The following is a 26,726-nucleotide window of genomic DNA, read 5'->3' on the forward strand; positions in this document are numbered from 1 at the left end:
CTCCGTAAATCAAAAATTATAAGTTTATAACTTACATATCAACACTTTAACATTTTATATGATGTTTGTCAATAGCAAAATTAAATAAATACATTGGAAATTATAGCTATTTTATTGTTCCTCCTCCTAGAACGATGTTATCTTGGTAAAATACTGCTGCTTGTCCTTTTGCAGGAGCTCTCTGCGGCTTGTGAAATTTTACAAGTACTTCTCCGTTTTTCGTTGGGCAGACCGTTGCTTCCTGCTCGTTCTGACTGTATCTTGTTTTGACGGTCACTTCAATAGGTTCGGTCAGACTGTCCAATGATATCCAGTTAACATTGCATACAGTTATTTCGTCTTTGTAAAGATCGGTCTCATCACCTATTGTAACAGTATTGTTTATAGCGTCCTTATCAGTTACGTATGCAGGTTTTCCAAGGGCAATTCCAAGTCCTTTGCGCTGACCGATAGTATAATTTATAACGCCTTTGTGAGTTCCGATTTTTTCACCGGAAGTGTTTAAAAAATCTCCTTCAGGCATAGTTTTTCCCGTATTTTCGATTATAAATTTTGCATAATCGCCGTCCGGAACAAAGCAGATATCCTGACTGTCCGGTTTTCTGGAATTTACAAGTCCGGCTTCTTCTGCAATTTTTCGGACTGTAGTTTTATCATATTCTCCAAGAGGAAACAGAGTTTTTGAAAGCTGATACTGCGTCAGACCGTAAAGAACGTATGTCTGGTCTTTAGAACGGTCGGCAGGTCTTATAAGGAGATATTTTCCGGTTTTTTCGTCAAATTGACGTACAGCGTAATGCCCGGTGGCAATGTAATCATATCCAAGTTCTTCGGCTCTTCTGAGCATTTTGTCGAATTTTATATGTTTGTTGCATTCAATACATGGGTTAGGAGTTTCTCCTTTAAGATAGCTGTCAATAAAATGTTCCATAACATTTTTTCGGAAATCGGTTTTAAAATTAAAAACCAGATGGTCAAAACCCAGCTTGTATGCTACGCTCCTTGCATCTTCAACGTCAGAAAGAGAGCAGCATGTTCGGGTACTTTGGTCAACGTCTTCGCCGTCAAAAAGCTTTAATGTTACCCCTGTGACCTCATATCCTTCATCTTGCAGAAGCTTTGCAGCAACAGAACTGTCAACTCCTCCGCTCATTCCTACCATAACTTTTGCCATTGTTTATCCTTTCTTTAAAATATCTGTAATTTCACTTATATTTTTTACTGTTACATCTGATTTAAGACAGATTTCTTTCCAGTCCGGTTCATTAATTTTGTCATATACTCCTATTGTCAAAAATCCGGCGTTTACGGCTGTTTCAATACAGTGCAGAGAATCTTCGATAACAGCTGTTTCAAAAGGAGCGCATTTCATTTTTTCTGCCGCTTGAATAAAAATATCCGGTTTGTCCTTACCGACGCCCACATCGGAACATGTTATAATAAAATCAAAACTGCTATAAAGTCCCAGACGTTTTAGTGCGCTGTTTGCCAGACTATTGTATGTAGCTGTAGCAACACACATTTTATAGCCTTTTTGTCTTAGGAGTGTTACAGTTTTCAAAGCGCCTTCCTTTAGAGGTATTATGCATTTATATTGTTCCGATACAATTTCCTCAATACGATTTATAATGTATTCGCATGAAAGTTTCAATCCAAATCTGGTTTTAAAATACGCAGCGGAATCCTGAATGGTCATTTTTTTGACAATGTCTGAAATCCCTTTTGGAGGTACGATACCGTTTTCTTCAAGAAACATTTTATCAACATTTTCCCATACGCTCATGGAATCCAGTAAAGTACCGTCCAAATCAAAAATTATGCCTTTAATATTTCTGTTCATCAGGTTCAATTCCTATTCGTGCTTTATAGTCGGATTGTGCTTTTCCTATTTTTGTCTGTGCCAGAGCATAAATATCCGAAGCAGTTCCCTCAAGTTTGGCAAAACGTTCTGCATCATCACTTGTTTGAGCCAGTTTGGAAAGAGACGTTGCAAAAGGGATCTTTCCGGTATTCTTGGTTTTGGAAAGAATATCACGTCCTCTTTCAGTAACTGCTAAAATTCTGCCGTAAGGGGGGAGTGTTTCAAGGTCGCTTTTTTTGACGCCTATGAGCATATTAAGGAGGATCCTTTTGATTCTTGCCATGGTATATCTTTTGGTTTTTATGCTCATAAAAATTTCGTCCAGATTATTTTTATCTGCCGCTGCAAGTATCCTGTATTCCAGTCCCTGACCCACATCGGGAATTTCTCTCAGTTCTTCCGGTGAAGAGGTTCTGAGCTTATATATAATAATACGTTCCAGATTTGAAATGTCTGCGGTCTTTCCCGCAGAGTATGCATTTATATATGCCTGACTGACATATGCAGGTACAAGACCGGAAAAATCACTTTTTTCATTCATACATTTCCTGATAAAAGAGGCGCTTGAAATACCGTCAAGTACGGTCATAGAATCGTGTGCGGCGCTTTTTCTTTGTATAGTAAAGGGCGTTATTGATGAATTTAATCGCCTCAGAGCTTTTAAGTATTCCACTGCAAGAACATTATTCGGAGATGCAAGTATGTCGCTGATACGGTTGCTTAATTTTTTTCCGTAACTGCTGTATATCATGGTGTTGATGGCATTAGGGTAAGACATACCGCTTTTAAGGTATTCTTCAAGCTCAGGCGCTCCGGAGCATTCATCTGCAATTTCCGCCGCCTTTTCCAGTTCTGATACAGAACCCGCTTCACTGCCAAATGAGATCTCATCTACGCACCCAAGAGAATCAAGAATGTATATGGCTCCTTTAGCGTAAAATTCTGCCGAAGACAGCGCATAGACTGTCGGAATTTCTATTACCAGATCGGCTCCGCCTTTTACTGCGAGCTTTGCCCGTTCAAACTTGTCCATAACAGCTGTATCTCCGCGCTGAACATAGTTTCCACTCATTACTGCTACTATGTGAGTGGCTCCGTTTTCACGGGTTTTTTTTAGATGATATAAGTGTCCGTTATGAAATGGATTATATTCGCAGACTATTCCGGTTATTTTCACATTACCGCCTCCTTTATTACTTTATATTCTTATTTTTAATTATATCATATTTTATTGTAAATTGCAATCTTCCTTACTTTTTTGAAAAAAAGTAAGCAAAAAACTTTCAAATCGTCTTTAGTATAATGAAATATTTTAAATAAGGCTCGACAGGTAAGTAAACAGAGAATTGAAGAAAAAATTTTGAAAAAAAGTAAGCAAAAAACTTTCAAATCGTCTTTAGTATAATGAAATATTTTAAATAAGGCTCGACAGGTAAGTAAACAGAGAATTGAAGAAAAAATTTTGAAAAAAAGTAAGCAAAAAACTTTCAAATCGTCTTTAGTATGATGAAATATTTTAAATAAGGCTCGACAGGTAAGTAAACAGAAGATTAAAGAAAAAATTTTGAAAAAAGCAAGCAAAAAACTTTCAAATCGTCTTTAGTATGGTGAAATATTTTAAATAAGGCTCGACAGGTAAGTAAACAGAAGATTAAAGAAAAAATTTTGAAAAAAGTAAGCAAAAAACTTTCAAATCGTCTTTAGTATGGTGAAATATTTTAAATAAGGCTCGACAATATTCTAGTAAATACTCTATTTATAAATTTTTTGAAATTTTTTTGGAAAACGCTTGACAAAGACTGTACTAAGTGATATAATACAATTCATGAAGTGTTCTATATGAATTAGTACACATAAAACAAAAAGGAGATGAATAAATTGAAGAAGTTTCTAAGGCGTGTAAACAGGGGACTGCTTCTGGGAGGAATTGTGTTAGCCGGTTTTGTAGTGTTTGTCATTACTGATACAATTTCCTTTAAAAAAAACAAACCGGTTATAGAAGATGAAATAAAATCATATGTGAGTATGCTTGAAGATGTCGGGGTAAATAAAGGATCTGATCAGACTTCATATAAGGAAGGTATTGACAGTCTTATAAATAATTATTGGACATTTTCAGATGAAAAGTCAGATCTTTTTTATTATAGTCTGAATCAGAATGAATTTAAGAATATCCTTGAATTAAACATGAATGACAGCGACCCGAACGCATATGTGTCAAAATGGACAGCTAAAGTAAATAATATTGACATTTCAAAAGCCGGTCCGGGATATGCGATGGTATCGTTTGACTGTCAGATAGTAGCGGAGTTTTCCGGTAATGCATGTATAGTAAATCCATGCGATGCAATGACTGTCAATAACTATGTTTATTACGGCGAGAAGGTTCCGACAGGACTTTCGAGAATTTCCATTGACGGTTATTACAAGATGTTAATGACTCAAAAAGACGGTAAATGGAAAATATGCATGGCAGAAAGTTATGGCTGGGACAGCAGTGAAATCGCGGCTGTAGACAGTGAGGAAGGAGGAAATGAAGAATGACACCTGCATTAAAAATTGAACATCTTAATAAGTATTTTGGGAAAAGGCAAATTCTTCATGATATTTCCTTTGAGACTTATCCGGGTGAGGTATTCGGATTTTTAGGACCAAACGGCGCCGGAAAAACCACAACTATAAAAATTGCCGTAGGTCATTTGAGATTTGACGAGGGAGACATCATAATCAACGGTAAAAGCGTTGTAAAAAAATATGAGGAAGCTATATCCGATATCGGAGGAATTATTGAAAATCCGGAATTTTATAAGTACATGACCGGTATGCAGAATCTTCGTCAGTATGCACGAATGAGGGGTAATATTTCTGAAAAGAGAATAAATGAGGTCGTTGAAATTGTCGGATTAAAAAAGAGAATCAACGATAAGGTAGGAAAATACTCTCTGGGGATGCGTCAGCGTCTGGGTGTTGCACAGGCAATACTTCACAGACCAAAGCTTTTGATTCTTGATGAACCTACAAATGGTCTTGATCCGGCAGGTATTAAGGAACTTCGTGATATTCTTAAAAATTTAGCGCACAAGGAAAATATATGCGTTATTGTTTCAAGTCATCTTATGTCTGAAATGGAGCTTATGTGTGACAGAGTAGGAATTATTGTAAACGGTAAGCTTACAGGAGTTCATACTGTTGAAGAAATGATATCCGCAGCTTCAGGAGATAAAGAACAGTTTATTTTAAGAGTAAGCGATTGTCAGCGGGCAATTGAAGTGCTTGACTTTATTAGTGACAAATCAGTGCTTGACGATGAACATATTATAATATCCATTGAAAAGGAAAATGCTGAAGAAGAATTGTTTGAGATCACTTCAAGAATCATTTCAAGAGGAATTAAGTTAGGTACGGTAGCGCCGAAGGAAAATAAAAAGCTTGAAGATGTATTTATTGAACTTACTAAGTCGGGGGGCAGTCAGATTGGGTAAATTTATAAATTTAGTGAAAAATGAGTATATTAAGATATCACTTAAAAAAAGTACATGGATAATGCTGATAATATTGTTAATCGGCTGTATAGGTTATCCGTTTGCAGTGAAATTTGCAGAGTATCAGTTGGTGGGCGATAATTATTCTGATTCAGAGGAATACAGTATAGACGATTATAAAGAGCAGATTGCATATCTGAAAGATGTAAAAACAGAAGGTTGGGAAAATGAAGTAGAATGTATTCAGTATAAAATTGATAATAACATTACAAGCGGTTGGAAAATTGGAGCCGCAGACGAAATGTTCAACGTAAAGTACAATTCTGACGAAAGCTATAAATTTTCACAGGAACAGACTGATAATTATGTAAATAGTATGGCGTCAGATATCGAATCCGGCAACTGGAAGGGTTATTTTCAGACGGCAGTTGAATTGATGGACGCTAAAACAGTTCAGGATGCATATTCACAGGGAAGCAAGGAAATGTATCAGTATTGTCTTGACAACGATATAAGACCTGATGAAAGCAACTGGAAATATAAAACTGTTCTGGAAATGAAAAATGCTGAAAGTGAAATAAAGAATCTTGATGAATCAAAAAAGTCAGGAGTTTATGTTGACAGTAATGAGTATAAGAATTATGAAGAAATAAAGGTTAAATCTGAGTATCGACTGCAAAATAATATAAAATTTGACATTTCTGAAAACACAAGTTGGATCAATTCAGGTGAATTTAATTTCTGGTCAGTATTTTGCACTACAACTATGATATGTTCGTTTATAGGACTTCTTGTAATTATAATCGCCGGCGGAATAGTTTCCAGTGAATTTTCAGGCGGTACTATCAAGTTCCTGCTGATCAATCCGGTAAAAAGATGGAAAATACTTGTTTCCAAGTATGTTACAACTATCACCTTTGGATATATTCTTATAATAATAACATATATCATTTCAGCAGTTATGTCTCTTACTGTGTTCGGAGCGGATAATCTGTCGGCTTCATTTATATCAGTCAGCGACGGTGTTGTGAAGGAAATTCCGGGATTCCTTTATGTGTTCAAGAATTATATGCTGGGCAGCGTTGAAATTGTTGTAATGTCAAGTCTTGCTTTTGCAATTTCTTCAGTGGCTAGAAGTTCTGCGTTGGCGATAGGCATAAGCGTTATGGCGTATTTTGGAGGAAATACGGTAATGCTTATTTTGAGCCAGTTAAACATCAGCTGGGCAAGATACTTGATTTGGGCAAATGTTGATTTAAGCGGTATTATGGAAGGCTCAGGAATGTTTATGGGACAGACTCTTACTTCTGCATTTGCTGTAATTGCAGTTCATATGGTGATATTCTTAATGATTGCATGGGACGGATTTACAAGAAGAGAAGTATAAATAATAATAAATTAGCAAAATATACAGGAAGTCTTAAATGAAAAACAAATATATGAAACTACTATCAGTGTTCATCATTATATTTTGTGTGGGAATCATGATAGTATTAGTGAAAGCTTATTTTGACGGAGAATTTGATTCAGTAGAGACATTACAAGCATATATTAAAAGATTTGGTTTATTCGGACCTGTTGTGCTGACGGTTATTCAAGCGGCACAGGTAGTAGTTCCTATACTGCCGGGATTTTTAGGCTGTTCGGTAGGAGCGGTTATGTTTGGCTGCTGGGGAGGGTTCATCTGTAATTATATTGGCATAAGTATTGGTTCTGTTGCTGCATTTTTTCTTGCAAGAAAATTCGGAATGCGTTTGGTAGGCAGTATTTTTCCGGAAAGTAAGTTTGAAAAATGGTCGGCACGGGCAGGGAACAGTAAATCTTTTACAGCATTTCTGTTTGCCGCAATGGTACTTCCTCTTTTTCCCGATGATTTCTTCTGTTATTTTACGGGATTAACTCAAATGAAAGTACGAAAATTTATTTGGATCATTATTTTAGGAAAACCCTGGTGTATTCTTGCTTACAGTATTGCTTTTTCGTTAATTAAATAATGTGTAGAAAAAATTAATATATAAAAAAGTCTGCGGAATAGATATAAATCCGCAGACTTTTTACATTGGAGCCAGAAATGAAAATGCAGGAATATTTCTTAAAACTCCGAAAATAATCAGTATTGTTAAGGAGGTTATTTCAATTACAGTCATCCATTTTTCATGCTTAGCTGTTCCGAATTTTAAGTAGCTGTATGCCCTTACGGCAAAAATGACCGCTAAAAACGGTACGATAACAAACACAGCCGGATTACTCCTGAACGCACTATAAAAATCCAGTTTTATTATATTGATACACATTCTTGTAACGCCGCAGCCTGGACAGTAAAAACCCGTTATACGGTGAAATATACATGGGATCACAAATCCCAGCTGTGTAAGAAGAAAATAAATAACGCCTGCTGTCAGACCGACAGCAAGCATTATCAAATACTTTTTTAATCGTTTACGCATGCGGTGTTGCCATTTTATTTAATTCATTCTGGATCAGACAATATGAAACGATTGAAAATCCAACGAGAGAAAGAACTAAATAAAGTATTCCGCTGTTGGAATCCGAAGGCAGACCTCTCTTTGCCTGAGCAGCCTGTACCTTTTCGCCTGCCTTATACATCCAGTAAAGCATGTAGATACCGCATGTAATAATACTCAGAAGGAATACCATTCCTCCGCTTGTATCGTTTGGTGTGTCAGCAGCGACATTAAGGTCATTTACGAGACAGATTTCCCAATAAATCCCGTAAATGCCACATGTTATAATTGACAGAATTATACATGTGACAATGTTTCTTTCTTGAATCATAAAATAACCTCCTCTAATTTTTATATTTTACATTATATCAAATTTTATATAGAAAATCAAATATTTTTATTATATAATCGACATATTATATTAAATTCTGCGTTTTGAACAAAAACCGTAAATTGATTCTGTGCTAATTTATGCAAGCGAAGGCTGATTTATTACTAATTAAAGAAACAAGTTTCTTTAAAATTTCTTTTATTTTAACTTTCTTGTTTCGCAACAAGAAAGTTACAAAATTCTGTTAATTTCTTGTCTCGTGACAAGAAACGAACCAAAGAAACACGTTTCGCTTTCTTTTCATGTGAAAAGAAAGCTTAGCAAAGAAAAAACTTTATCCGTCATACTGCTGCTGAACTAATAGGTCTCCCCGTAAAAGGCAAGACGCTACACCTAAATTTCACTCCCATTTAAAATGAGTACTGCTATATCCATATATAGATATATACATAATCAGGGGAATTGTCAACATTTAATCTACACGTTATAATAAAAATAACACTATAGTGAATAATTAAAAATTAAAGGTGATAAAGATGAATTATACAAACAAATTTGCAGAAAGATTAATGATTCTAAGGGGAAAAAAGGGGGTTTCGGCAAAAGAAATGAGTTATGGAATTAAACAGAGAACTAAATACATTAAAGAAAAATTTAGATGGAACTGATGAGACAAACAATGATTACAATAAGTGATTTTGCTGACCGTCTTGCTAAATTAAGATTACAAAAAGGCATTTCATCAAGGGAAATGAGTTTATCAATCGGACAAAATGAAAGTTTTATAAATAAAATTGAAAACAAAAATAATTTTCCTTTAATGCAGTCATTTTTTTGCATATGCGATTATTTAGGAATTACTCCGTATCAATTTTTTCAATTTGATGATGAATGTCCAAAACACACTGATGAATTGGTGAAAGATATACAGAAACTTGATTATAAGCAAACAAAACTGATTCATGAAGTTATTAAAGAAATAATTCATAAAAAGAAAAATTAAATTAAGTTGGGTGTGAATTTTAAATGTTACGTCTTGCCTTTTATGGGGAGTATTCTGAGTTCAGAAACTGTATGATGGATAAAGTTTTTTCTTTGCAAAGCTTTCTTTTCACATGAAAAGAAAGCGAAAATGCCTTTCTTTGGTTCGTTTCTTGCGGCAAGGCAAGAAATGAACAATGTGACAAATAAAAAATTTTCTAAGTTTTAAAAAAAGAACTGAATACATTGTATAAAAAAGTATAAAATAATAATCGGAGGATAAATTTATGATTATTGTTTTTATACGTGCGATTATTTTATACATTATAGTAATATTTTCTGTGAGACTAATGGGTAAGCGTCAGATAGGGGAGTTGCAGCCTTCTGAACTTGTTATAACCATTTTAGTATCAAATATTGCTACGCTTCCGTTGGAAGACCTTAATATACCGCTTACAATGGGAATTCTTCCGATACTGTCCCTTGTGTGCTTTGAGGTTTTGATGTCATGGCTGACTTTGAAATCTCCTAAGCTCAGACATGTTGTATCAGGTACGCCAAAAATAATAATAAAAAACGGAATTCTTGACCAAAGCGTACTGAAAGAACTGCGGTATTCTGTGGACGACCTTATGACTGCTCTGAGAAACAACAATGTCTTTAACATAAGCGACGTACAATTTGCTGTAGTTGAAACAAACGGAAGCGTGTCAGTTTATGAAAAACAGCCCCAGAGGGAAGTTATTAACAAAGACATGGCAATTGAGGGACAGTCTGTTGATCCGCCGGTGATAATCATCTCAGACGGTAAAATTATTAAGCAGGGTCTTGAGGACGCCGGACTTCAAAAGCAATGGATCACAGATCTGCTTGACAGAAAGCATCTTACGGAAGAAGATATTTTTCTTCTTACCGCTGATTGTAACGGTGAATATACTATGATAAAAAAGGGAGGTTCAAATGGTAAGAATTAAAATAAGTCTGGGAATTATAATAGCAATGCTTGTAATGAGTGTTTCCGGAATATTTATTCTTAATTATAAAACGGACCGTGTTTTGGAACTTCTTAATGAAACTCGAAGTTATTCCGATAAGGGAGACAGCAAAAAAGCACTGGAGGCGGCAGACAGTCTTGAAAAGGAATGGGAGAAATATCACACTTATGCAAGTGTTTTTGTCAGAAACGATAAAATTACAAGTGTTCAGACTTCTATGTCCAGACTTAAACCGCTTATTGAAAAAGATAATGACGAACTTAATGCGGAATTTGAAAATGCAAAGTCGGGTCTTGAATGGATAATAGAAAGTGAGATTCCTAAACTTACTAATATTTTATAATAATAAAAAGGTACTTTTCTTTTTGGAAAAGTACCTTTATTTTTACACGTTAAATCTGAACAGAACAATATCTCCGTCCTGCATGACGTATTCTTTGCCCTCCAGGCGGACAAGTCCTTTTTCTTTTGCAGCCGCCATAGTACCGCATGCCATAAGGTCGTCAAAGCTGACAACCTCTGCTCTGATAAAGCCTTTTTCAAAGTCTGTATGGATCTTACCCGCTGCCTGCGGAGCTTTTGTGCCTTTTTTGATAGTCCATGCTCTTACCTCGGGCTGTCCGGCTGTAAGGTATGATATTAGTCCCAGAAGAGAGTAACCTTCCTTGATAATCCTGTTAAGACCTGATTCTTTTAGTCCCATTTCTCCGAGGAACATTTCTTTGTCTTCAGGTTCCATGTCGGAAATCTCAGCTTCGATCTGCGCACAGATCGGCAGTACGGCAGAATGCTCTTCTTCCGCAATTTTCTTGACTGTATTGTAATGCTCGTTAGTTTCAATATTGTTTACAAAATCGTCCTCACATAAATTTGCAGCGTAAATTACAGGTTTGCCTGAAAGCAGAGGAGTAGATTTGATTACTTCTCTTTCATCGTCTGTATAGTCGAAAGCTCTTGCGGATTTTCCCGATTCAAGATGACTTTTCAGTCTTTCAAGAAAATCAATTTCCGTAAGGTACTTTTTGTCGCCTTTTGCGAGCTTTTTTGTTCTGTCGATACGTCTGTCAATCATTTCTATATCGGAAAAAATCAATTCCAGATTAATTGTTTCAATGTCTCTTTCTGGATTGATTTCACCGTCGACATGAATGATATCAATATCTTCAAAGCAGCGTACAACGTGAACGATAGCGTCAACTTCACGGATATCTCCTAAAAACTTGTTGCCCAAGCCTTCGCCCTTGGAAGCACCTTTTACAAGACCTGCAATATCGACAAATTCCAGAGTTGCAGGAGTAAACTTGTCGGGATTGTACATTTCTGCAAGCTTGTCCAGTCTTTCATCAGGCACTGATACTATGCCTATATTTTTTTCGATAGTACAGAAAGGATAATTTGCCGATTCTGCTCCGGCGTTTGTAAGTGCATTGAAAAGTGTGCTTTTTCCCACATTTGGGAGTCCAACCATTCCTAATTTCATTTTTTTACCTCTTTACTATTTATGAAAATTTTATTAATGTTTCCAGTGTATCTGATATATCACTGTTATTTTGATTAAAGTCAGTCAGACATACCATAACTCCTGTTTCTTTGTCAGGACAGTTTATAAACAGCATAGTTTGACGGAGATCAAGATCTTCCGTATCTTCTCCTCCAACGTTGTAAATATACTTAAAAGCGTCGTATTTTCCGACTTTCACCGCTTCAAAGGAAAGGGATTCTATTTCGGTATATGTACCGCTTAACAGTGCTTCAAAATCCTCTTGAGTATATTTAAGAAATTCTTCATTATCATCGGAACCGCTGGAAATTGTAATAAGAAGATTGCTTACATCTTCCGCTTTTGACGAAGAGAACATTGCACGATCTTCTGAAACAAGATGAGGAGTGTCTGATTCTCCCTCAGTTAATGTCCATCCATCCGGTGCGTCAAATGTCATACCTTCGCACATTTCAAATGTGAATGGTTCTCCTGCAAGCTCGTCGACAGTGTCGTCGGATTTTTCTGCGTCAATCATTTTGATTGATTCAATGGATTTTTTGTATTCGTCAGTTAATGTATTGGAAAAGTCAGTATATGTAAATGTATAGCAGTAATCAGCATTTTTTTCAGCTCTGTTGACTATAATTTGAATTTGGCTGAAAGTATCCCCGTCAGGACTTTCAGCACTGGTTTCTATATGGATTGCATCGAAGCCTTGGATTTCAGTACGCTCATATTTATTTACTTTAAAATTTGTAAAAACGCCCAGGGCTTCGCATTGTTCCTGAAAAACTTCCTTAGTATAGCTGTCAAAAGTATCCTTGTCCTTACCCGGTTCAACTACAACATTTATATTATCTTTTGAAGTACTGCTGTTGACCATAACATAATCAGTGTTGGATATATATTCAGAGCCTGTAATTTTGTCACCGTTTACAGAATCAATACTATCCGGAAGTATAAGGCTATAGCCATATGTACCGGTTAGAGTAAGACAGTCAGGAACAGGTTCAGCAGTTTCTTCAGCAGTTTCTTCCGTTACAGCTTCGGTTATTTCGGCTGACGGCGTTTTATTTACTGATGATTCTTCTTTTTTATTGCAGCCGGATGCTATTGCAAGCACTGCTGCTGTCAGAATAATTAATGCGGTTAATTTTTTCATTTTTTCTCCTTGTTATTCAATACCGTGTTGTTTTTTGAATCTCTCCACCATTTCCATATCTATAGTAGTTTGAGTACTCTCGCCGCCGCTTTCATAGACGGCGTTTAAGTCGTCCTCATTGTTTTCGTCTTCGGTTCTTCTTTTGAATGTAATGCTGAATTTTTTGCGAAGCTCTTCAACATCTTTGATTCTTGAGGATTTTGTCACATATGTATATGTTGCTGCAGTTACTGCCTTTTTCTTATATTTATCTACATTGCCGTAAATGGTATAAGTACCGTTTTCTTTTGCAGCTGCTGCGTCTTCAGGATTTTTATACGCTCTCCAGATATTCAGTGAATTACATTCATCAATACTGTCAATAGAATCCTGAATTTTTTCTTTGAGGGTTCCAGAATAATCGGTATATGTAATAGTATACATATATCCGGATTGACAGCCATACTCAGCAACATCCAGTATTACCTGTGTTTGTTCAAAGGTTTCACCGTTGTATTCGGCTTTTATAACAGCTTTTAATGCGGGATAATTTTCAATTTCAAAGCTTTCAAAATCTTTTATTTCGACATCAGTGAAGTAGTCAGAGACTCCCTTGACATATTCTTCCTCATATGATTCTTTTGTTATTTTTTTAAATTCTTCCTGTCCCGGACCGGCAGAAGCAAAAAAATTCATATTATCCTTTCCGGATTCATCAGAAATAACAAATGGTTTTGATGCAGTCGGAACGCATTCCGGCATACAGGTAAAGGTTCCGTCGCTGTTTTCAAAAGTTTCGCAGTCGGTTACGGTAAGTCCTTCAGGAGCATGGAGATTAATACCGGTCGTAATACCGTTTGCGATATAATATCCTTTGTATTCTCTTTCGGTTAATTTGGATTTAGGTGAAACCGTTATTTTTGCAGGGATTTCTGCTGACATTTCATTATTACTTTCTGCTGCGGAAGAAGTTTTGCTTTTCTTGGAACTGTTATTTTCACTGCACGCTGTAAAGCTAATGCATATTGCTAAAGCCGCAGAAACGGCAAATAAGTTTTTTATATTCATAATGCGCCTCCTTTTTTGATTATTTTATTCATTATACCACTTTATACGTATTTAAGTCAACCGCACAGGAAATTATAATGTTAACAATCTGTACAATATTTATACATTTTTTATATATAGAAATTAATATTTTTTTGTGTTAAAATTAATCAGAAAGGTGGGAGAATATGATTACATCAATAAGTAAAAAATTAGCGTCGTATTTAAGCAGAAAAAATATTATTGATAAAGATAAGAAAGAAATTTATCAGTATGGCTATGAAGTGCTGATTTCAGGATTAATAGGATTTGCTATAGTTATAATTCTTGGAATATTAATGAACAGATTTATTGAATCACTGTTGTTTCTTGGCGTTTTTGTTCCGGTAAGGCAGCTTACAGGCGGTTATCATGCTGATTCATATCTCAAATGCAATATTGTTTTTACAGTGGTTTTTCTTGTGGTTATGCTTGTAACGGAAGCTATGGTGTCTACTATTTCAATTATTTATATGATTATACTGACGGCAGTGTTTATGCTGGCAGTATATGAATTTGCTCCGATGGAGAATCCTAATAAGCCACTTGATGAAAATCAGAATTTACTTAACAGAAAATCTGCTTTGATTGTTTCAGCTATTATTTCATTTACTTCGATTGTTGTTTATTTTATGAATCGGAGAATAGCTATACTTATGGCAATGACTTTGTTCAGTATAGCGTTTCTCATGTTTTTTGAAAAATATAAAGTTTCTTATTCAAAAGGTTAAGAATATTCGTTTTTAATAATTTATATATCTTGTTTTTTATACATATAATGCATATTTTTTAGTAAAGCTCTTGCAATTTTACAAAATAAGTTATATAATATTATTGTTAAAAATCATTTTGAAAGGTTGTTTTTACAGATGTTGATTTTAGTTGTAAATGCAGGCAGCTCATCTCTTAAGTATCAGCTTATTGATATGGACGGCGAAAAAGTACTGGCTAAGGGAAATTGTGACAGAATAGGTATTGACGGTCATATTTCACATAAAACTTACGACGGAAGACAAATTGATGAAGATTGTTCTTTCCCAACTCATACAGAAGCGTTTGAAAAGCTTGTTGATTCTCTTGTTAACGGTGAAGCAGCAGTTATTGACAGCATGTCCGAAATCTCAGCAGTAGGACACAGAGTAGTACAGGGCGCTGAAGTTTTTAGTGAAACCACTATTGCAACTGATGAAGTAATTGATAAAATCGATGAGCTGGCAGAGCTTGCTCCTGTTCACAATCATGCTCATGCACTTGCCTTAAGAGCATGTAAAAAAGTATTTTCAGATGACGTTCCTCAGGTTGTTGTATTTGATACCGCTTTCCATCAGACAATGCCTCCAAAAGCTTATATGTACGGTATTCCTTATGGAGATTATGAAAAATATCATGTAAGAAAATATGGTTTTCACGGTACTTCACACAGATTTGTTTCAGCTGCACTGTCAAAAGCCATGGGCAAGGATCTTAAGGATCTGAAGATCGTTTCATGTCATCTTGGCAACGGTTCTTCCATTACTGCTATTGAAAACGGAAAGTCCATAGATACTTCAATGGGATTTACTCCTCTTGATGGTGTAATTATGGGTACTAGAAGCGGTGCTATTGATGCTTCAGCTGTTACATATCTTGCAAAGAAAATGAATCTTTCTCCTGACGAAATGAGCAGCTATCTTAACAAACAGTGTGGATTCCTTGGCGTATCAGATGTTTCTTCTGATAACAGAGAAATTTATGCGGCTATTAATAACGGTGATGAAAAGGCTCAGCTTACAGCAGATATGCTGCGTTATGAAATAAAAAAATATATTGGTTCTTATGCGGCTGTTATGAATGGTCTGGACGCTGTTATATTTACAGGCGGTATCGGCGAAAATTCATGGGAAGTACGCGGAGGTGTCTGCACAAACATGGATTATCTGGGTATAAAGATTGATTTTGAACTGAACAAGACTATAAGAGGTACTCAGGCTAAAATTTCAACACCTGATTCAAAGGTTGAGGTTTGGGTAATTCCTACAAATGAAGAACTGCTTATTGCAAGAGATACTTTGGCAATAATTTCGAAATAAGAGTATATTCTAAAATAACCCGGGAGTGATTTTCTCGGGTTATTATTTCATAATTGAAATTTATAGGAGTACGAGATAAATGGATAACTGGTTTACAATTGATAAAGTTGACGCTGACACTTATATTATCAGTGAATATCGCCATTGGGAAGAAACTCATTGTTATCTGTTGAATGGAAATAATCGAAGCTTGCTGATCGATACGGGACTTGGTATTTCAAATATATATGATGAAGTAGTAAAGCTTACTGATAAGCCTGTTACGGCTGTTGCTACTCACATTCACTGGGATCATATCGGCGGACATAAGTACTTTCCAGACTTTTACGCCCACTCTGAGGAATTGGATTGGCTCAATGGCAAATTTCCCTTATCAATCGAAACAATTAAAGAAATGGTTGTTGATCGCTGTGATTTACCTAATGATTTTAATGTGAACGATTACATATTTTTTCAAGGTAAGCCGACAAAAGTACTGAATGATCATGATATCATTGATATTGGCGGTCGGGAAATTGAAGTACTGCATACGCCGGGACATTCTCCGGGTCATTTATGTTTTTGGGAAAGAAATAAAGAATATTTATTTACCGGTGATTTAGTATATAAAGATATTTTGTTTGCTTATTATCCGTCTACTGATCCGGAAGCATATCTTACGTCACTGGAAAAAGTTGCGGCATTGCCAGTGAAAAATGTATTTCCTGCACATCATTCCTTGGATATACATCCGGAAATTTTAATACGTATGCGGGAAGCATTCAGACAACTCAAAGCTGACGGTAAGCTTCATCATGGCAGCGGTACATTTAATTATGGCGATTGGGGAGTATGGCTGTAAAAGTATATTTTTTTACTGGATTTTAAGGAGTTATAAATGAATGATTTGTACAAGGAGTTATTTGAACGTGCTGTAAAAGCTGCTGAAAATTCGTATTCGCCATATTCACGATTTAAAGTGGGAGCAGCGCTTTTGTGCAGTGACGGTACAATTTATACGGGTTGTAATATTGAAAATTCTTCCTTTTCGCTTACAAACTGTGCTGAACGAACAGCCTTCTTCAAGGCAATATCAGAAGGAAAGAAAGAATTTGAGGCTATTGCTATTGCCGGAGGTCATGACAATATGAGTGAACCATGTTATCCGTGCGGATCATGCCGTCAAGTTATGACGGAATTTTGCCATAATTACTTTAAAATTATACTTTCTGATAAAATTTTGACCCTAAATGAGATTTTACCGTATGGTTTTAGTTTGAATTGAGTAAATTAAAATAAAAATTAAAAAGGTATTGACTTTCATTCGCATTTATGATATAATGTATTTTGTAATGCGGATATGGCGGAATAGGCAGACGCGCTAGCTTCAGGTGCTAGTCCTCGCAAGGGGGTGCAGGTTCAACTCCTGTTATCCGCACCAGCCGGGTGACCCCGGTGGGACAAATCGTATCTCACTTTGTGGGATGCGATTTTCTTTTAGGCTCGACCAGTAATTTTTCATCCGTTTTATAGTCACAAGACATATTGGTGAACACCTCTTAAAACCCTATAACTACGGGCTTTATTTGCATTTTAGGGGTGAAAAATTTTAGTTCAAAACCATGGCTGTTTTTCCCCGTTTTTATCGACTGAAAGGATTCAAACCGATGCAAAAAAATATTTCAGAAAAATTCAAGGCGTATTTGAGAAAAATTATCTCGGATACGTCTTTAGGATGTTGAGAAAATTCTGGGAATAGAGCTTCCGGAAAGACATAATTATGATACTATGAGTGCTTTTATAGTGGATTTGCTAGGCAGAATACCGGAAGAAGATGAGACACCAAGTGTAAGATACGGAGAAGTGGAGTTTACAGTTTTGCTGACTGAAGATAATTGGATCTCTAAAATAAAGGCAGTTTACTTAAAAAAAGGCGAAGAGTAAAAACTTCGCCTTTTTTGTATATTACTATGTAAAAAGGTATATAAAAGTAAAAATTTAGATGTAATTTGTAAAAAATGCTGTAAAATCAGTGAATTGAGTCAAAAAAACTATAAAAAAGGTAGAACGTGGAGTAAAGCGGTTGACAAAAGAGGGAAGAGGTGATATAATAATAAAGCTGTCGAACGAGAGAGAGCGAGTACGGAATGGAAAAAATTTTTTTGAAAGAAGTGCTTGACAAAGTTCGGAAGATATGGTATTATAGATAGGTCGTCTTAAGGGAGTCAAGGGAATAAGAGGATAAAAACTTTTTTAAAAAAAGTACTTGACAAACAGAAGAGACTGTGATATAATAGATAAGCTTTCCCGAGAGGGAGCGGCGAGGTATCTTGAAAATTGAACAATGCAAAGAAAAGAAACCCTTGTATAATTTCTGTTAAACGATGTTTAACAAGAGTTTAAAATACAAACGAGGTAATTGCGAGCAATCGTAATGAAACGGGAGATATTAAGAGCTGAGAGGCTTTTAGATATACAAACTTAATAAAGAGTTTGATCCTGGCTCAGGACGAACGCTGGCGGCACGCCTAACACATGCAAGTCGAACGGACGAGGAGGAGCTTGCTTCTCCGAGTTAGTGGCGGACGGGTGAGTAACACGTGAGCAACCTACCCTTGAGAGGGGGATAGCTTCTGGAAACGGATGGTAATACCCCATAACATATATTTTAGGCATCTAAGATATATCAAAGAAATTCGCTCAAGGATGGGCTCGCGTCTGATTAGATAGTTGGTGAGGTAACGGCCCACCAAGTCGACGATCAGTAGCCGGACTGAGAGGTTGAACGGCCACATTGGGACTGAGACACGGCCCAGACTCCTACGGGAGGCAGCAGTGGGGAATATTGCACAATGGGGGGAACCCTGATGCAGCGATGCCGCGTGGAGGAAGAAGGTTTTCGGATTGTAAACTCCTTTTAACAGGGACGATAATGACGGTACCTGAAGAAAAAGCTCCGGCTAACTACGTGCCAGCAGCCGCGGTAATACGTAGGGAGCGAGCGTTGTCCGGAATTACTGGGTGTAAAGGGAGCGTAGGCGGGACGGTAAGTCAGGTGTGAAATATACGTGCTCAACATGTAGACTGCACTTGAAACTGCTGTTCTTGAGTGAAGTAGAGGTAAGCGGAATTCCTAGTGTAGCGGTGAAATGCGTAGATATTAGGAGGAACATCGGTGGCGAAGGCGGCTTACTGGGCTTTTACTGACGCTGAGGCTCGAAAGCGTGGGGAGCAAACAGGATTAGATACCCTGGTAGTCCACGCTGTAAACGATGATTACTAGGTGTGGGGGGACTGACCCCTTCCGTGCCGCAGTTAACACAATAAGTAATCCACCTGGGGAGTACGACCGCAAGGTTGAAACTCAAAGGAATTGACGGGGGCCCGCACAAGCAGTGGAGTATGTGGTTTAATTCGAAGCAACGCGAAGAACCTTACCAGGTCTTGACATCGTATGCATAGTCTAGAGATAGATGAAATCCCTTCGGGGACATATAGACAGGTGGTGCATGGTTGTCGTCAGCTCGTGTCGTGAGATGTTGGGTTAAGTCCCGCAACGAGCGCAACCCTTACCTTTAGTTGCTACGCAAGAGCACTCTAGAGGGACTGCCGTTGACAAAACGGAGGAAGGTGGGGATGACGTCAAATCATCATGCCCCTTATGACCTGGGCTACACACGTACTACAATGGCAATTAACAGAGGGAAGCAAAACAGCGATGTGGAGCAAATCCCGAAAAATTGTCCCAGTTCAGATTGCAGGCTGCAACTCGCCTGCATGAAGTCGGAATTGCTAGTAATCGCAGATCAGAATGCTGCGGTGAATACGTTCCCGGGCCTTGTACACACCGCCCGTCACACCATGGGAGTCGGTAACACCCGAAGCCTGTAGTCTAACCTTATAGGAGGACGCAGTCGAAGGTGGGATTGATGACTGGGGTGAAGTCGTAACAAGGTAGCCGTATCGGAAGGTGCGGCTGGATCACCTCCTTTCTAAGGAGCGAGCAGATGAAGAATCTGAGAAGTTCCGGTCAGATGCAAGGGAAGCATTGTTCGATTTTGAAGATACCAAGGAAGAGTTGGGGGTGTAGCTCAGCTGGGAGAGCACCTGCTTTGCAAGCAGGGGGTCAGGAGTTCGATCCTCCTCATCTCCACCAAAAAGGTATTGGGCGCATAGCTCAGGTGGTTAGAGCGCACGCCTGATAAGCGTGAGGTCGGTGGTTCGAGTCCACTTGTGCCCACCAATCAAGAATAAAAATTAATAGATAAGAAGTTATCTGTTAATTTCTGTTCTTGAAAAAGGATAGAAAAAGGAAACTTGAAAATTGAATAAGAAAAGTAAGAGGAAATACAATCAAGTGAAACGACACGATTAAGAAAAATTAATCGGGTAAAAAAACTACAATGTATTGAAGAGAACTCAAAACGGACAAATGGTAAAGCTAATAAGAGCGCAGGGCGGATGCCTTGGCATTGGGAACCGAAGAAGGACGTGGTTAACTGCGAAAAGCTGCGGTGAGTTGTAAGCGAACAAAGACCCGCAGATATCCGAATGGAGCAATCCATATGAGAGAAGCTCATATATCATATACTGAATACATAGGTATATGAGGGGAACCTCCTGAACTGAAACATCTAAGTAGGGAGAGGAAGAGAAATCAACCGAGATTTCGTAAGTAGTGGCGAGCGAAAGCGAAAGAGGCCAAACCGTAATCAGCAATGAATACGGGGTTGCGGACTGCAATTAGCATTGTCAAAGCCTAGTTGAACAGGATGGGAAGCCTGACCAAAGAATGTGAGAGTCATGTAAATGAAAGGCAGAGACAGCGAGCAGGATCCAGAGTACCGCGGGACACGTGAAACCCCGTGGGAAGCTGGGGGGACCACCCTCCAAGCCTAAATATTCCCCAATGACCGATAGCGAAGAGTACTGTGAAGGAAAGGTGAAAAGAACCCCGGGAGGGGAGTGAAAAAGAACCTGAAACCCTGTGCTTACAAGCACTGAGAGCACGTCAAAGTGTGATCAGGTACCTTTTGTAGAATGGTCCGGCGAGTTATCATATGTAGCAAGGTTAAGGACTTAAGGTCTGAAGCCGAAGCGAGAGCGAGTCTTAACAGGGCGAGAAGTTACATGTGATAGACCCGAAACCGAGTGACCTAGCCATGTCCAGGCTGAAGTGGAGGTAAAACTCCATGGAGGGCCGAACCGACCCCCGTTGAAAAGGTGGCGGATGAGGTGTGGCTAGCGGAGAAATTCCAATCGAACTCGGATATAGCTGGTTCTCCCCGAAATAGCTTTAGGGCTAGCGTTGTATTAGATTACCGGAGGTAAAGCACTGAATGGGCTAGGGGCCGAGAGGTTACTGAACCTTATCAAACTAAGAATGCCGGATAATTGATGTACAGCAGTCAGACTATGTGAGATAAGTCTCATAGTCAAAAGGGAAACAGCCCAGACCCACAGCTAAGGTCCCGAAATAGATTTAAGTGGAAAAGGATGTGGGGTTGCACAGACAACCAGGATGTTGGCTTAGAAGCAGCCACTCATTAAAAGAGTGCGTAATAGCTCACTGGTCGAGTGACCCTGCGCCGAAAATTCAACGGGGCTAAAATCTATACCGAAGCTTGGGCTGCAATACGAAAGTATTGCGGGGTAGGGGAGCGTCGTATAAGAGGAGAAGTCATAGCGGAAGCGATGGTGGATTTTATACGAGTGAGAATGCCGGAATGAGTAGCGAGAATTATGTGAGAATCATAATGGCCGAAAGTCTAAGGATTTAGGAGGAAGGTTCGTCCGCTCCTAGTAAGCCGGGAGCTAAGGCGAGGCGGAAACGCGTAGCCGATGCACATACGGTAGAAATTCCGTAGCCTCTGAAAGATTAAAGCACAAGGACACTTGAGAAGCGTTTAGCCGGGCGTTGGTTGCCCCGGTCGTAAGGGACTCCGAATGGAGGAAGTAAATGTGGATTGAGGCAAGAAAAGTTGTGCGTATATCTGAAGAGCCCGTACCGCAAACCGACACAGGTAGACAGGAAGAGGATTCTAAGGCCAACGGGAGAAGGGTTGTTAAGGAACTCGGCAAGTTGACCCCGTAACTTAGGGAGAAGGGGTGCTCGAAAGAGCCGCAGAGAATAGGCCCAAGCGACTGTTTAGCAAAAACACAGCTCTATGCTAAATCGAAAGATGACGTATATGGGGTGACACCTGCCCGGTGCTGGAAGGTTAAGAGGAGAAGTGAGAGCTTTGAATTGAAGCCCCAGTAAACGGCGGCCGTAACTATAACGGTCCTAAGGTAGCGAAATTCCTTGTCAGGTAAGTTCTGACCCGCACGAATGGTGTAACGATTTGGGCACTGTCTCAACAACCCACCCGGCGAAATTGTAGTACCGGTGAAGATGCCGGTTACCCGCGACTAGACGGAAAGACCCCATGGAGCTTCACTGTAGCTTAATATTGAGTTTTGGTATTTCATGTACAGGATAGGTGGGAGACTGAGAAGCATAGGCGTCAGCTTATGTGGAGTCGCTGTTGGGATACCACTCTTGAAGTGCTGAAATTCTAACCTGCGCCCTTGAATCAGGGCGGGGGACATTGTTAGGTGGGCAGTTTGACTGGGGCGGTCGCCTCCAAAAGAGTAACGGAGGCGCTCAAAGGTTCGCTCAGCATGGATGGAAACCATGCTATTGAGTGTAAACGCAAAAGCGAGCCTAACTGCGAGACTGACGGGTCGAGCAGTAACGAAAGTTGGAGTTAGTGATCCGGCGGTATGTGAGTGGAAATGCCGTCGCTCAACGGATAAAAGCTACCCTGGGGATAACAGGCTGATCTCCCCCAAGAGTCCACATCGACGGGGAGGTTTGGCACCTCGATGTCGGCTCATCGCATCCTGGGGCTGAATTCGGTCCCAAGGGTTTGGCTGTTCGCCAATTAAAGCGGTACGCGAGCTGGGTTCAGAACGTCGTGAGACAGTTCGGTCCCTATCTGTCGTGGGCGAAGGATATTTGAAAGGAGCTGTCCCTAGTACGAGAGGACCGGGATGGACGCACCTCTGGTGTACCAGTTGTCACGCCAGTGGCACAGCTGGGCAGCTAAGTGCGGAACGGATAAACGCTGAAGGCATCTAAGCGTGAAGCCGGCCTTAAGATAAGATATCCCATTACGTAAGTAAGTAAGACCCCTCAAAGACGATGAGGTTGATAGGTCTGATGTGTAAGCATGGTGACATGTTTAGCTAGCAGATACTAATTGGTCGAGGGCTTTTCCTTTTGTTCTTGTTCTCTCCTTTTTACTTCTCTTTTCAATTACCTTTTGCCGGTGTTTATAGCGTTGAGGTCCCACCTGTTCCCTTTCCGAACACAGCAGTTAAGCTCTTCCGCGTAGACGATACTTGGACGGTCGCGTCCTGGAAAATTATTTCAATGCCGGCTTATTTTTTAACCGATTCAAAAGAATCGGTTAAATCTTCCTAAATATATATAGAATTTAAGTTTTATGAGTTTAGGTAAGATATTTTTATGTATATTATTTTTATATTTTGGTTAATATACATTATATATTCCTCAATAGCTCAGTCGGTAGAGCATGCGGCTGTTAACCGCAGGGTCGTTGGTTCGAGTCCAACTTGGGGAGCCAAATTTTGCACCATTAGCTCAGTTGGTAGAGCAACTGACTCTTAATCAGTGGGTCCTGGGTTCGAGCCCCCGATGGTGCACCAAAAACACCATGTTGTATTTGCATGGTGTTGTATTATTATTTTTCATATATCCCTCACTACTTTGCGGCGGCTGAGTTCAAACCCAGTTCGTTTCTTGGTAACGGAGTAAACGACTGCACAGAAATCTCCGCAGAAAAGTTCTGAAAGAATATGAAATTGTTGATTGAAAAAGCAATAAGCCCATCAGAGTTCGTAAGGAATCTGACAGGCTTAAGATCTATTTCAAGCACACATGTACGTGTGCTAAAATAGCATTCTCACTAAGTCAATCAGATAGTTTGAGTATCTGTTTGATTAAGGAACATGTTCCGTCGCCAAACGGTTCATATTCTGTGGGGGTGCTTTTTCTGTTTTGTATTTTAACATAAAGGAAATATTTTGTCAAGTATTATTTAAAAAAATTTTTTAATGCCAATTTTGGGAATTTGAAAGAATCGGGATTTTTAATCTCGGTTCTTTATTTTTTTGCCTTGTCAAAAAAATTTTTTTTGGACATATTTTCAGCAAGACTGCAATTTCTGTCAAAGCACGGAAATTGCGGTCTTTTTTTATATTTTTCTACCGCAATTTTTACTTGGTTTTGCATGTATTTTTTCTCAATACCCCTCTTGACAAAATAAAAAATGGTGTATATAATTGGAAATCAAATTGAGGTTTATCCGCACAAGGGTAAAATTTAATATTACTTACTGAGAAAAAATCCGCAAAAAAATCGAAATGCAATCGAAATTTCACCTCGCTCGCTTTTTTTGTTTCTAACCCTTTTCTGGCAAAATCGGCATGCAGTTTCTGCAGAAACCGCCAAGTCTGAATCGCACTCCTTTTCCGATAAGCGAAACGGTAACTTTTGCAGAAACCGCCCAGTTGCAGCAACCCACTTTCTCCGGGAAACAATCAGCCCGCACACGGGCTGAAAATCCGGATTTAACTCACCGGCACGCCGGCAGTCAAATCCGGAGGTCTGGGTAGCAAGCAAAGCCGGTGTGGACACACTCGGCAAATTTTGAAAAAATCAGCGAGACTGATTTTTATCAAAATTTATCTTTTGGGAGACCCCAAACCCCGTTAGACTTTTTTGAAAAAAAGTCAAGAAAGGACAATTAAATGACTAAGCAAAGAAAACGAAATTGTTTACTAAAATTTTATGTTTCAGAAGAAGAAAAAGCATTTATTTTTGAGAAAATGAAGATAGCAAAAATTAAGAATTTAAGTGCATATTTACGTAAGGCTGCAATAGATGGAAAAATAGAAATTCATGACTATTCAGGACTTAAAGAAATTAACTATAACCTGCGTAAAATCGGAGTTAATATCAATCAAATCGCTAAAAGAATCAATGAAACAAATTCGATTTATCAGTCCGATATGGAGGATATTCAAAGAAAGGTAAATGAAATATGGCGTACACAAAAATTCATCCTATCAAAGTTACATTAGGCAAGGCTATAGATTATGTTTGTAAGTTTGAAAAGACCGGGAATGGACAATATATTTCTTCTGTAAATTGTCAATATCAGATAGCTGAACATGAATTTGAATTTACCAGAGAAGAGATGAATGATAAGGTAGAACTTCTAGCTTTTCATGCTGTTCAGTCATTCAAAAGGGGAGAGGTTACTCCTGAACAGGCACATGAAATTGGTATGCAGACTATGAAAGAATTTTTAAAAGACGAGTATGAATTTATTATAACCACTCATGTTGACACTGGTATCATTCACAATCACATAATTATTAATTCTGTAAACATGATCAATGGAAAATCTTTTTCAAGAGAACATAACAGAAAAGAATTTCCTGCATGGAGAGGAATGAGACAAATTAGTGACAGAATTTGTGCTGAAAGAGGTTTATCAGTAATTCAAACCGACAAGGGAAAAGGCATGTCTCATTATGAATGGGAACAGAATAAAGCGGGAGTTTCATGGAAGCAGCAGCTGAAAAATATTATTGATGAAACTATAAAGCAGTCTGATAATTTTGAAGATTTTCTTAGTAAACTTCGTGCAGAAAATATTGAAGTAAAGTATCAGGATTATAAAAAGAAATCCGGCAAATGTTTAGGTTTTAAAATGCAGGGACAAAAGTATTTTATTTATTCTCAAAATCTCGGTTGGTACTATGAAGAAAAGCAGTTAAACAAGAGGATTGACAGAGCAGTTGAGAGAAGAAATGAAACAAAATCCGAAGCAAGAACAAGAAGATTTATGAATCAGGATAATCGACTGAAAGAATTTTTTGACTTGTCTGACGAGCGTTTCAGTGCAGGCGGACTTAACCGTTGGGCAAGAATGCAAAATCTTAAAATCGGGTTTAAAACCATAAGCGTTCTGCACGAATACGGTTTCAAAGACGCAGAGGATTTTTTGAATAAATATGACAGTCTGACAGATGAAAAATTACAAAATGAGGAGAATATCCAAAGCCTTACAAAGAAGATAAATTTTAATAAATACCGACTTAAATATCTGAAAATTTACCGTAAATACAAGCCGATAAATGAGGCGTATAAAAAGGCAGTTTTTCAGGACAGATATTTCCGAAATCATGAAGATGAATTGCTTTTATTTCAGGAAGCGGTAGAGGAATTAAAGAAAACAGAAAAGACCAGAGAGCTTCCCAATGCAGGAAAGCTTGCGGCAGATATTAAGTCATTGGAGGAAGAAAAAAATAAGCTTATTTCTGGAAATAAATCCATAGATAANAACAAGTTCAGAGAAATAAAGAAGATATACAGATTTAAGGAGTGAAATTATGGAGGAAAATAAAAATATATCATGTGATTTATGCGGAAAAAATAAAGAAAATAGAATATGGTATTTAGATAAATGTATTTGTGACGAGTGTGCGGAAAAAATCTCAGAAACTGTTGGAATAAAGAAAAAGAATTCACCGGAAATAGTTGATTATATTGATAAAGATCCGTGTGATGAATTTGATGAATTTTTTAAAGAACAACATGATAGTGGAGCATTTGGATGTCATGTATTGATGGCAATTGCATCAGGAATTATAGGTTATTATTTTACTAAAAAGATATATGGTATCTTGGTAACAGAAAATATGTTATTTAGCTTTAGAATAATATTGCTGATATTATTTAGTTTACTGCCGATATTGGCTGTATATCTTTTGTTTTG

At 38.1% G+C, this 26,726-nt stretch carries 24 protein-coding genes, 5 tRNA genes and 3 rRNA genes; 24 read left to right on the plus strand and 8 right to left on the minus strand.

Features of this window, described 5'->3' with window-relative positions; all coding sequences use genetic code 11:
• Positions 1–106: 106 nt before the first annotated feature.
• From mnmA to OCV67_RS02900, 3 genes are read right to left on the minus strand one after another with little or no spacing between them, the layout of a single operon-like run.
• Complete coding sequence (mnmA, locus tag OCV67_RS02890) at positions 107–1,174, minus strand: tRNA 2-thiouridine(34) synthase MnmA (protein ID WP_147642356.1); 1,068 nt, start codon at positions 1,172–1,174, stop codon at positions 107–109.
• A gap of 3 nt (positions 1,175–1,177) precedes the next feature.
• Positions 1,178–1,840, minus strand: a complete 663-nt coding sequence (locus OCV67_RS02895) for an HAD family hydrolase (protein WP_147642357.1) — start codon at positions 1,838–1,840, stop codon at positions 1,178–1,180.
• Complete coding sequence (locus tag OCV67_RS02900; RefSeq protein WP_147642358.1) at positions 1,824–3,038, minus strand: nucleotidyltransferase; 1,215 nt, start codon at positions 3,036–3,038, stop codon at positions 1,824–1,826. The genes OCV67_RS02895 and OCV67_RS02900 overlap by 17 nt, the downstream gene beginning before the upstream one ends.
• 701 nt (positions 3,039–3,739) lie before the next feature.
• On the opposite strand from OCV67_RS02900, the gene OCV67_RS02905 reads away from it, so the two are divergent.
• From OCV67_RS02905 to OCV67_RS02920, 4 genes are read left to right on the plus strand one after another with little or no spacing between them, the layout of a single operon-like run.
• Positions 3,740–4,405 carry a hypothetical protein gene (locus OCV67_RS02905; RefSeq protein WP_147642359.1) on the plus strand — a complete coding sequence of 222 codons (666 nt, stop codon included), beginning with the start codon at positions 3,740–3,742 and terminating at the stop codon, positions 4,403–4,405.
• Positions 4,402–5,343 (plus strand): ABC transporter ATP-binding protein, encoded by a 942-nt coding sequence (locus tag OCV67_RS02910; protein WP_147642360.1) that lies wholly within the window; start codon positions 4,402–4,404, stop codon positions 5,341–5,343. Before OCV67_RS02905 ends, OCV67_RS02910 begins: the two co-directional genes overlap by 4 nt.
• On the plus strand, positions 5,336–6,730 hold the full coding sequence (locus OCV67_RS02915) for an ABC transporter permease (protein ID WP_178084971.1): 1,395 nt from the start codon (positions 5,336–5,338) through the stop codon (positions 6,728–6,730). The genes OCV67_RS02910 and OCV67_RS02915 overlap by 8 nt, the downstream gene beginning before the upstream one ends.
• 37 nt (positions 6,731–6,767) lie before the next feature.
• Complete coding sequence (locus tag OCV67_RS02920) at positions 6,768–7,337, plus strand: TVP38/TMEM64 family protein (RefSeq protein WP_147642362.1); 570 nt, start codon at positions 6,768–6,770, stop codon at positions 7,335–7,337.
• Between the two features lie 60 nt (positions 7,338–7,397).
• Here the strand turns inward: OCV67_RS02920 and OCV67_RS02925 are convergent, their stop codons facing one another.
• Complete coding sequence (locus tag OCV67_RS02925; RefSeq protein WP_147642363.1) at positions 7,398–7,790, minus strand: DUF2752 domain-containing protein; 393 nt, start codon at positions 7,788–7,790, stop codon at positions 7,398–7,400.
• Positions 7,783–8,139 (minus strand): DUF4234 domain-containing protein, encoded by a 357-nt coding sequence (locus OCV67_RS02930; protein ID WP_337403069.1) that lies wholly within the window; start codon positions 8,137–8,139, stop codon positions 7,783–7,785. The genes OCV67_RS02925 and OCV67_RS02930 overlap by 8 nt, the downstream gene beginning before the upstream one ends.
• Before the next feature lie 536 nt (positions 8,140–8,675).
• On the opposite strand from OCV67_RS02930, the gene OCV67_RS02935 reads away from it, so the two are divergent.
• The 4 genes from OCV67_RS02935 (at position 8,676) to OCV67_RS02950 (ending at position 10,458) form a co-directional block, all read left to right on the plus strand.
• Entirely contained in the window at positions 8,676–8,807 is a 132-nt protein-coding gene (locus OCV67_RS02935) for a hypothetical protein (RefSeq protein WP_262644218.1), read from the plus strand.
• Between the two features lie 11 nt (positions 8,808–8,818).
• Positions 8,819–9,142, plus strand: a complete 324-nt coding sequence (locus OCV67_RS02940; RefSeq protein WP_147642364.1) for a helix-turn-helix domain-containing protein — start codon at positions 8,819–8,821, stop codon at positions 9,140–9,142.
• A gap of 265 nt (positions 9,143–9,407) precedes the next feature.
• Positions 9,408–10,094, plus strand: coding sequence for a DUF421 domain-containing protein (locus tag OCV67_RS02945; protein WP_147642365.1), 687 nt, complete (start codon positions 9,408–9,410; stop codon positions 10,092–10,094).
• Positions 10,081–10,458: a DUF4363 family protein gene (locus OCV67_RS02950; protein WP_147642366.1), complete on the plus strand. Its 378-nt coding sequence runs from the start codon at positions 10,081–10,083 to the stop codon at positions 10,456–10,458. The genes OCV67_RS02945 and OCV67_RS02950 overlap by 14 nt, the downstream gene beginning before the upstream one ends.
• A 42-nt stretch (positions 10,459–10,500) precedes the next feature.
• On the opposite strand, the gene ychF is transcribed toward OCV67_RS02950, so the two are convergent.
• From ychF to OCV67_RS02965, 3 genes are read right to left on the minus strand one after another with little or no spacing between them, the layout of a single operon-like run.
• Positions 10,501–11,595, minus strand: a complete 1,095-nt coding sequence (ychF, locus tag OCV67_RS02955) for a redox-regulated ATPase YchF (RefSeq protein WP_147642367.1) — start codon at positions 11,593–11,595, stop codon at positions 10,501–10,503.
• Positions 11,596–11,614: 19 nt separating this feature from the next.
• Positions 11,615–12,760 (minus strand): hypothetical protein, encoded by a 1,146-nt coding sequence (locus OCV67_RS02960; RefSeq protein WP_147642368.1) that lies wholly within the window; start codon positions 12,758–12,760, stop codon positions 11,615–11,617.
• A gap of 12 nt (positions 12,761–12,772) precedes the next feature.
• Positions 12,773–13,807 carry a hypothetical protein gene (locus OCV67_RS02965; protein WP_147642369.1) on the minus strand — a complete coding sequence of 345 codons (1,035 nt, stop codon included), beginning with the start codon at positions 13,805–13,807 and terminating at the stop codon, positions 12,773–12,775.
• A gap of 167 nt (positions 13,808–13,974) precedes the next feature.
• On the opposite strand from OCV67_RS02965, the gene OCV67_RS02970 reads away from it, so the two are divergent.
• The 16 genes from OCV67_RS02970 to OCV67_RS03045 form a co-directional block, all read left to right on the plus strand.
• The gene (locus OCV67_RS02970) at positions 13,975–14,556 is read left to right on the plus strand and encodes an accessory gene regulator ArgB-like protein (protein ID WP_147642370.1); all 582 of its coding nucleotides are present in this window, start codon (positions 13,975–13,977) and stop codon (positions 14,554–14,556) included.
• A gap of 138 nt (positions 14,557–14,694) precedes the next feature.
• Positions 14,695–15,894: an acetate/propionate family kinase gene (locus OCV67_RS02975; protein WP_147642371.1), complete on the plus strand. Its 1,200-nt coding sequence runs from the start codon at positions 14,695–14,697 to the stop codon at positions 15,892–15,894.
• 79 nt (positions 15,895–15,973) lie between these two features.
• Positions 15,974–16,735 (plus strand): MBL fold metallo-hydrolase, encoded by a 762-nt coding sequence (locus OCV67_RS02980; protein ID WP_147642372.1) that lies wholly within the window; start codon positions 15,974–15,976, stop codon positions 16,733–16,735.
• Positions 16,736–16,771: 36 nt separating this feature from the next.
• Positions 16,772–17,158, plus strand: a complete 387-nt coding sequence (locus OCV67_RS02985) for a cytidine deaminase (RefSeq protein ID WP_147642373.1) — start codon at positions 16,772–16,774, stop codon at positions 17,156–17,158.
• Between the two features lie 69 nt (positions 17,159–17,227).
• Positions 17,228–17,314, plus strand: a tRNA-Leu gene (locus tag OCV67_RS02990).
• A 305-nt stretch (positions 17,315–17,619) separates the two neighbouring features.
• The gene (locus tag OCV67_RS02995; protein WP_147642374.1) at positions 17,620–17,817 is read left to right on the plus strand and encodes a transporter associated domain-containing protein; all 198 of its coding nucleotides are present in this window, start codon (positions 17,620–17,622) and stop codon (positions 17,815–17,817) included.
• Positions 17,818–18,354: 537 nt separating this feature from the next.
• A 16S ribosomal RNA gene (locus tag OCV67_RS03000) occupies positions 18,355–19,865 on the plus strand.
• 88 nt (positions 19,866–19,953) lie between these two features.
• A tRNA-Ala gene (locus OCV67_RS03005) sits at positions 19,954–20,029 on the plus strand.
• 10 nt (positions 20,030–20,039) lie between these two features.
• Positions 20,040–20,116, plus strand: a tRNA-Ile gene (locus tag OCV67_RS03010).
• A gap of 191 nt (positions 20,117–20,307) precedes the next feature.
• A 23S ribosomal RNA gene (locus tag OCV67_RS03015) occupies positions 20,308–23,137 on the plus strand.
• 45 nt (positions 23,138–23,182) lie between these two features.
• Positions 23,183–23,299, plus strand: a 5S ribosomal RNA gene (gene rrf, locus OCV67_RS03020).
• Together the 16S, 23S and 5S rRNA genes with 4 tRNA genes alongside form the textbook arrangement of a ribosomal RNA operon.
• A gap of 129 nt (positions 23,300–23,428) precedes the next feature.
• Positions 23,429–23,504, plus strand: a tRNA-Asn gene (locus OCV67_RS03025).
• A 6-nt stretch (positions 23,505–23,510) separates the two neighbouring features.
• Positions 23,511–23,586 (plus strand) — tRNA-Lys (locus tag OCV67_RS03030).
• 1,104 nt (positions 23,587–24,690) lie between these two features.
• Complete coding sequence (locus tag OCV67_RS03035; protein WP_147642375.1) at positions 24,691–25,023, plus strand: plasmid mobilization protein; 333 nt, start codon at positions 24,691–24,693, stop codon at positions 25,021–25,023.
• Positions 24,984–26,336: a relaxase/mobilization nuclease domain-containing protein gene (locus OCV67_RS03040; protein ID WP_147642376.1), complete on the plus strand. Its 1,353-nt coding sequence runs from the start codon at positions 24,984–24,986 to the stop codon at positions 26,334–26,336. The genes OCV67_RS03035 and OCV67_RS03040 overlap by 40 nt, the downstream gene beginning before the upstream one ends.
• A gap of 4 nt (positions 26,337–26,340) precedes the next feature.
• Positions 26,341–26,726 (plus strand): hypothetical protein (locus OCV67_RS03045; protein ID WP_147642377.1); only part of this gene is annotated, 386 nt, incomplete at its 3' end.

Origin of the sequence: Porcipelethomonas ammoniilytica, from assembly GCF_025567485.1 — a bacterium.
Taxonomy (GTDB): domain Bacteria; phylum Bacillota; class Clostridia; order Oscillospirales; family Ruminococcaceae; genus Porcipelethomonas; species Porcipelethomonas ammoniilytica.

Bases quoted from the DNA above. Each gene is read 5' to 3' on its own strand.
- OCV67_RS02920 (WP_147642362.1), top strand. From the start codon at position 6,768: ATGAAAAACAAATATATGAAACTACTATCAGTGTTCATCATTATATTT.
- OCV67_RS02950 (WP_147642366.1), top strand. From the start codon at position 10,081: ATGGTAAGAATTAAAATAAGTCTGGGAATTATAATAGCAATGCTTGTA.
- OCV67_RS02970 (WP_147642370.1), top strand. From the start codon at position 13,975: ATGATTACATCAATAAGTAAAAAATTAGCGTCGTATTTAAGCAGAAAA.
- OCV67_RS02935 (WP_262644218.1), top strand. From the start codon at position 8,676: ATGAATTATACAAACAAATTTGCAGAAAGATTAATGATTCTAAGGGGA.
- ychF (WP_147642367.1), bottom strand. From the start codon at position 11,595: ATGAAATTAGGAATGGTTGGACTCCCAAATGTGGGAAAAAGCACACTT.
- OCV67_RS02930 (WP_337403069.1), bottom strand. From the start codon at position 8,139: ATGATTCAAGAAAGAAACATTGTCACATGTATAATTCTGTCAATTATA.
- OCV67_RS02960 (WP_147642368.1), bottom strand. From the start codon at position 12,760: ATGAAAAAATTAACCGCATTAATTATTCTGACAGCAGCAGTGCTTGCA.
- OCV67_RS02895 (WP_147642357.1), bottom strand. From the start codon at position 1,840: ATGAACAGAAATATTAAAGGCATAATTTTTGATTTGGACGGTACTTTA.
- OCV67_RS02980 (WP_147642372.1), top strand. From the start codon at position 15,974: ATGGATAACTGGTTTACAATTGATAAAGTTGACGCTGACACTTATATT.
- OCV67_RS03035 (WP_147642375.1), top strand. From the start codon at position 24,691: ATGACTAAGCAAAGAAAACGAAATTGTTTACTAAAATTTTATGTTTCA.
- OCV67_RS02975 (WP_147642371.1), top strand. From the start codon at position 14,695: ATGTTGATTTTAGTTGTAAATGCAGGCAGCTCATCTCTTAAGTATCAG.
- OCV67_RS02910 (WP_147642360.1), top strand. From the start codon at position 4,402: ATGACACCTGCATTAAAAATTGAACATCTTAATAAGTATTTTGGGAAA.
- OCV67_RS02925 (WP_147642363.1), bottom strand. From the start codon at position 7,790: ATGCGTAAACGATTAAAAAAGTATTTGATAATGCTTGCTGTCGGTCTG.
- OCV67_RS02940 (WP_147642364.1), top strand. From the start codon at position 8,819: ATGATTACAATAAGTGATTTTGCTGACCGTCTTGCTAAATTAAGATTA.
- mnmA (WP_147642356.1), bottom strand. From the start codon at position 1,174: ATGGCAAAAGTTATGGTAGGAATGAGCGGAGGAGTTGACAGTTCTGTT.
- OCV67_RS02965 (WP_147642369.1), bottom strand. From the start codon at position 13,807: ATGAATATAAAAAACTTATTTGCCGTTTCTGCGGCTTTAGCAATATGC.
- OCV67_RS02945 (WP_147642365.1), top strand. From the start codon at position 9,408: ATGATTATTGTTTTTATACGTGCGATTATTTTATACATTATAGTAATA.
- OCV67_RS02985 (WP_147642373.1), top strand. From the start codon at position 16,772: ATGAATGATTTGTACAAGGAGTTATTTGAACGTGCTGTAAAAGCTGCT.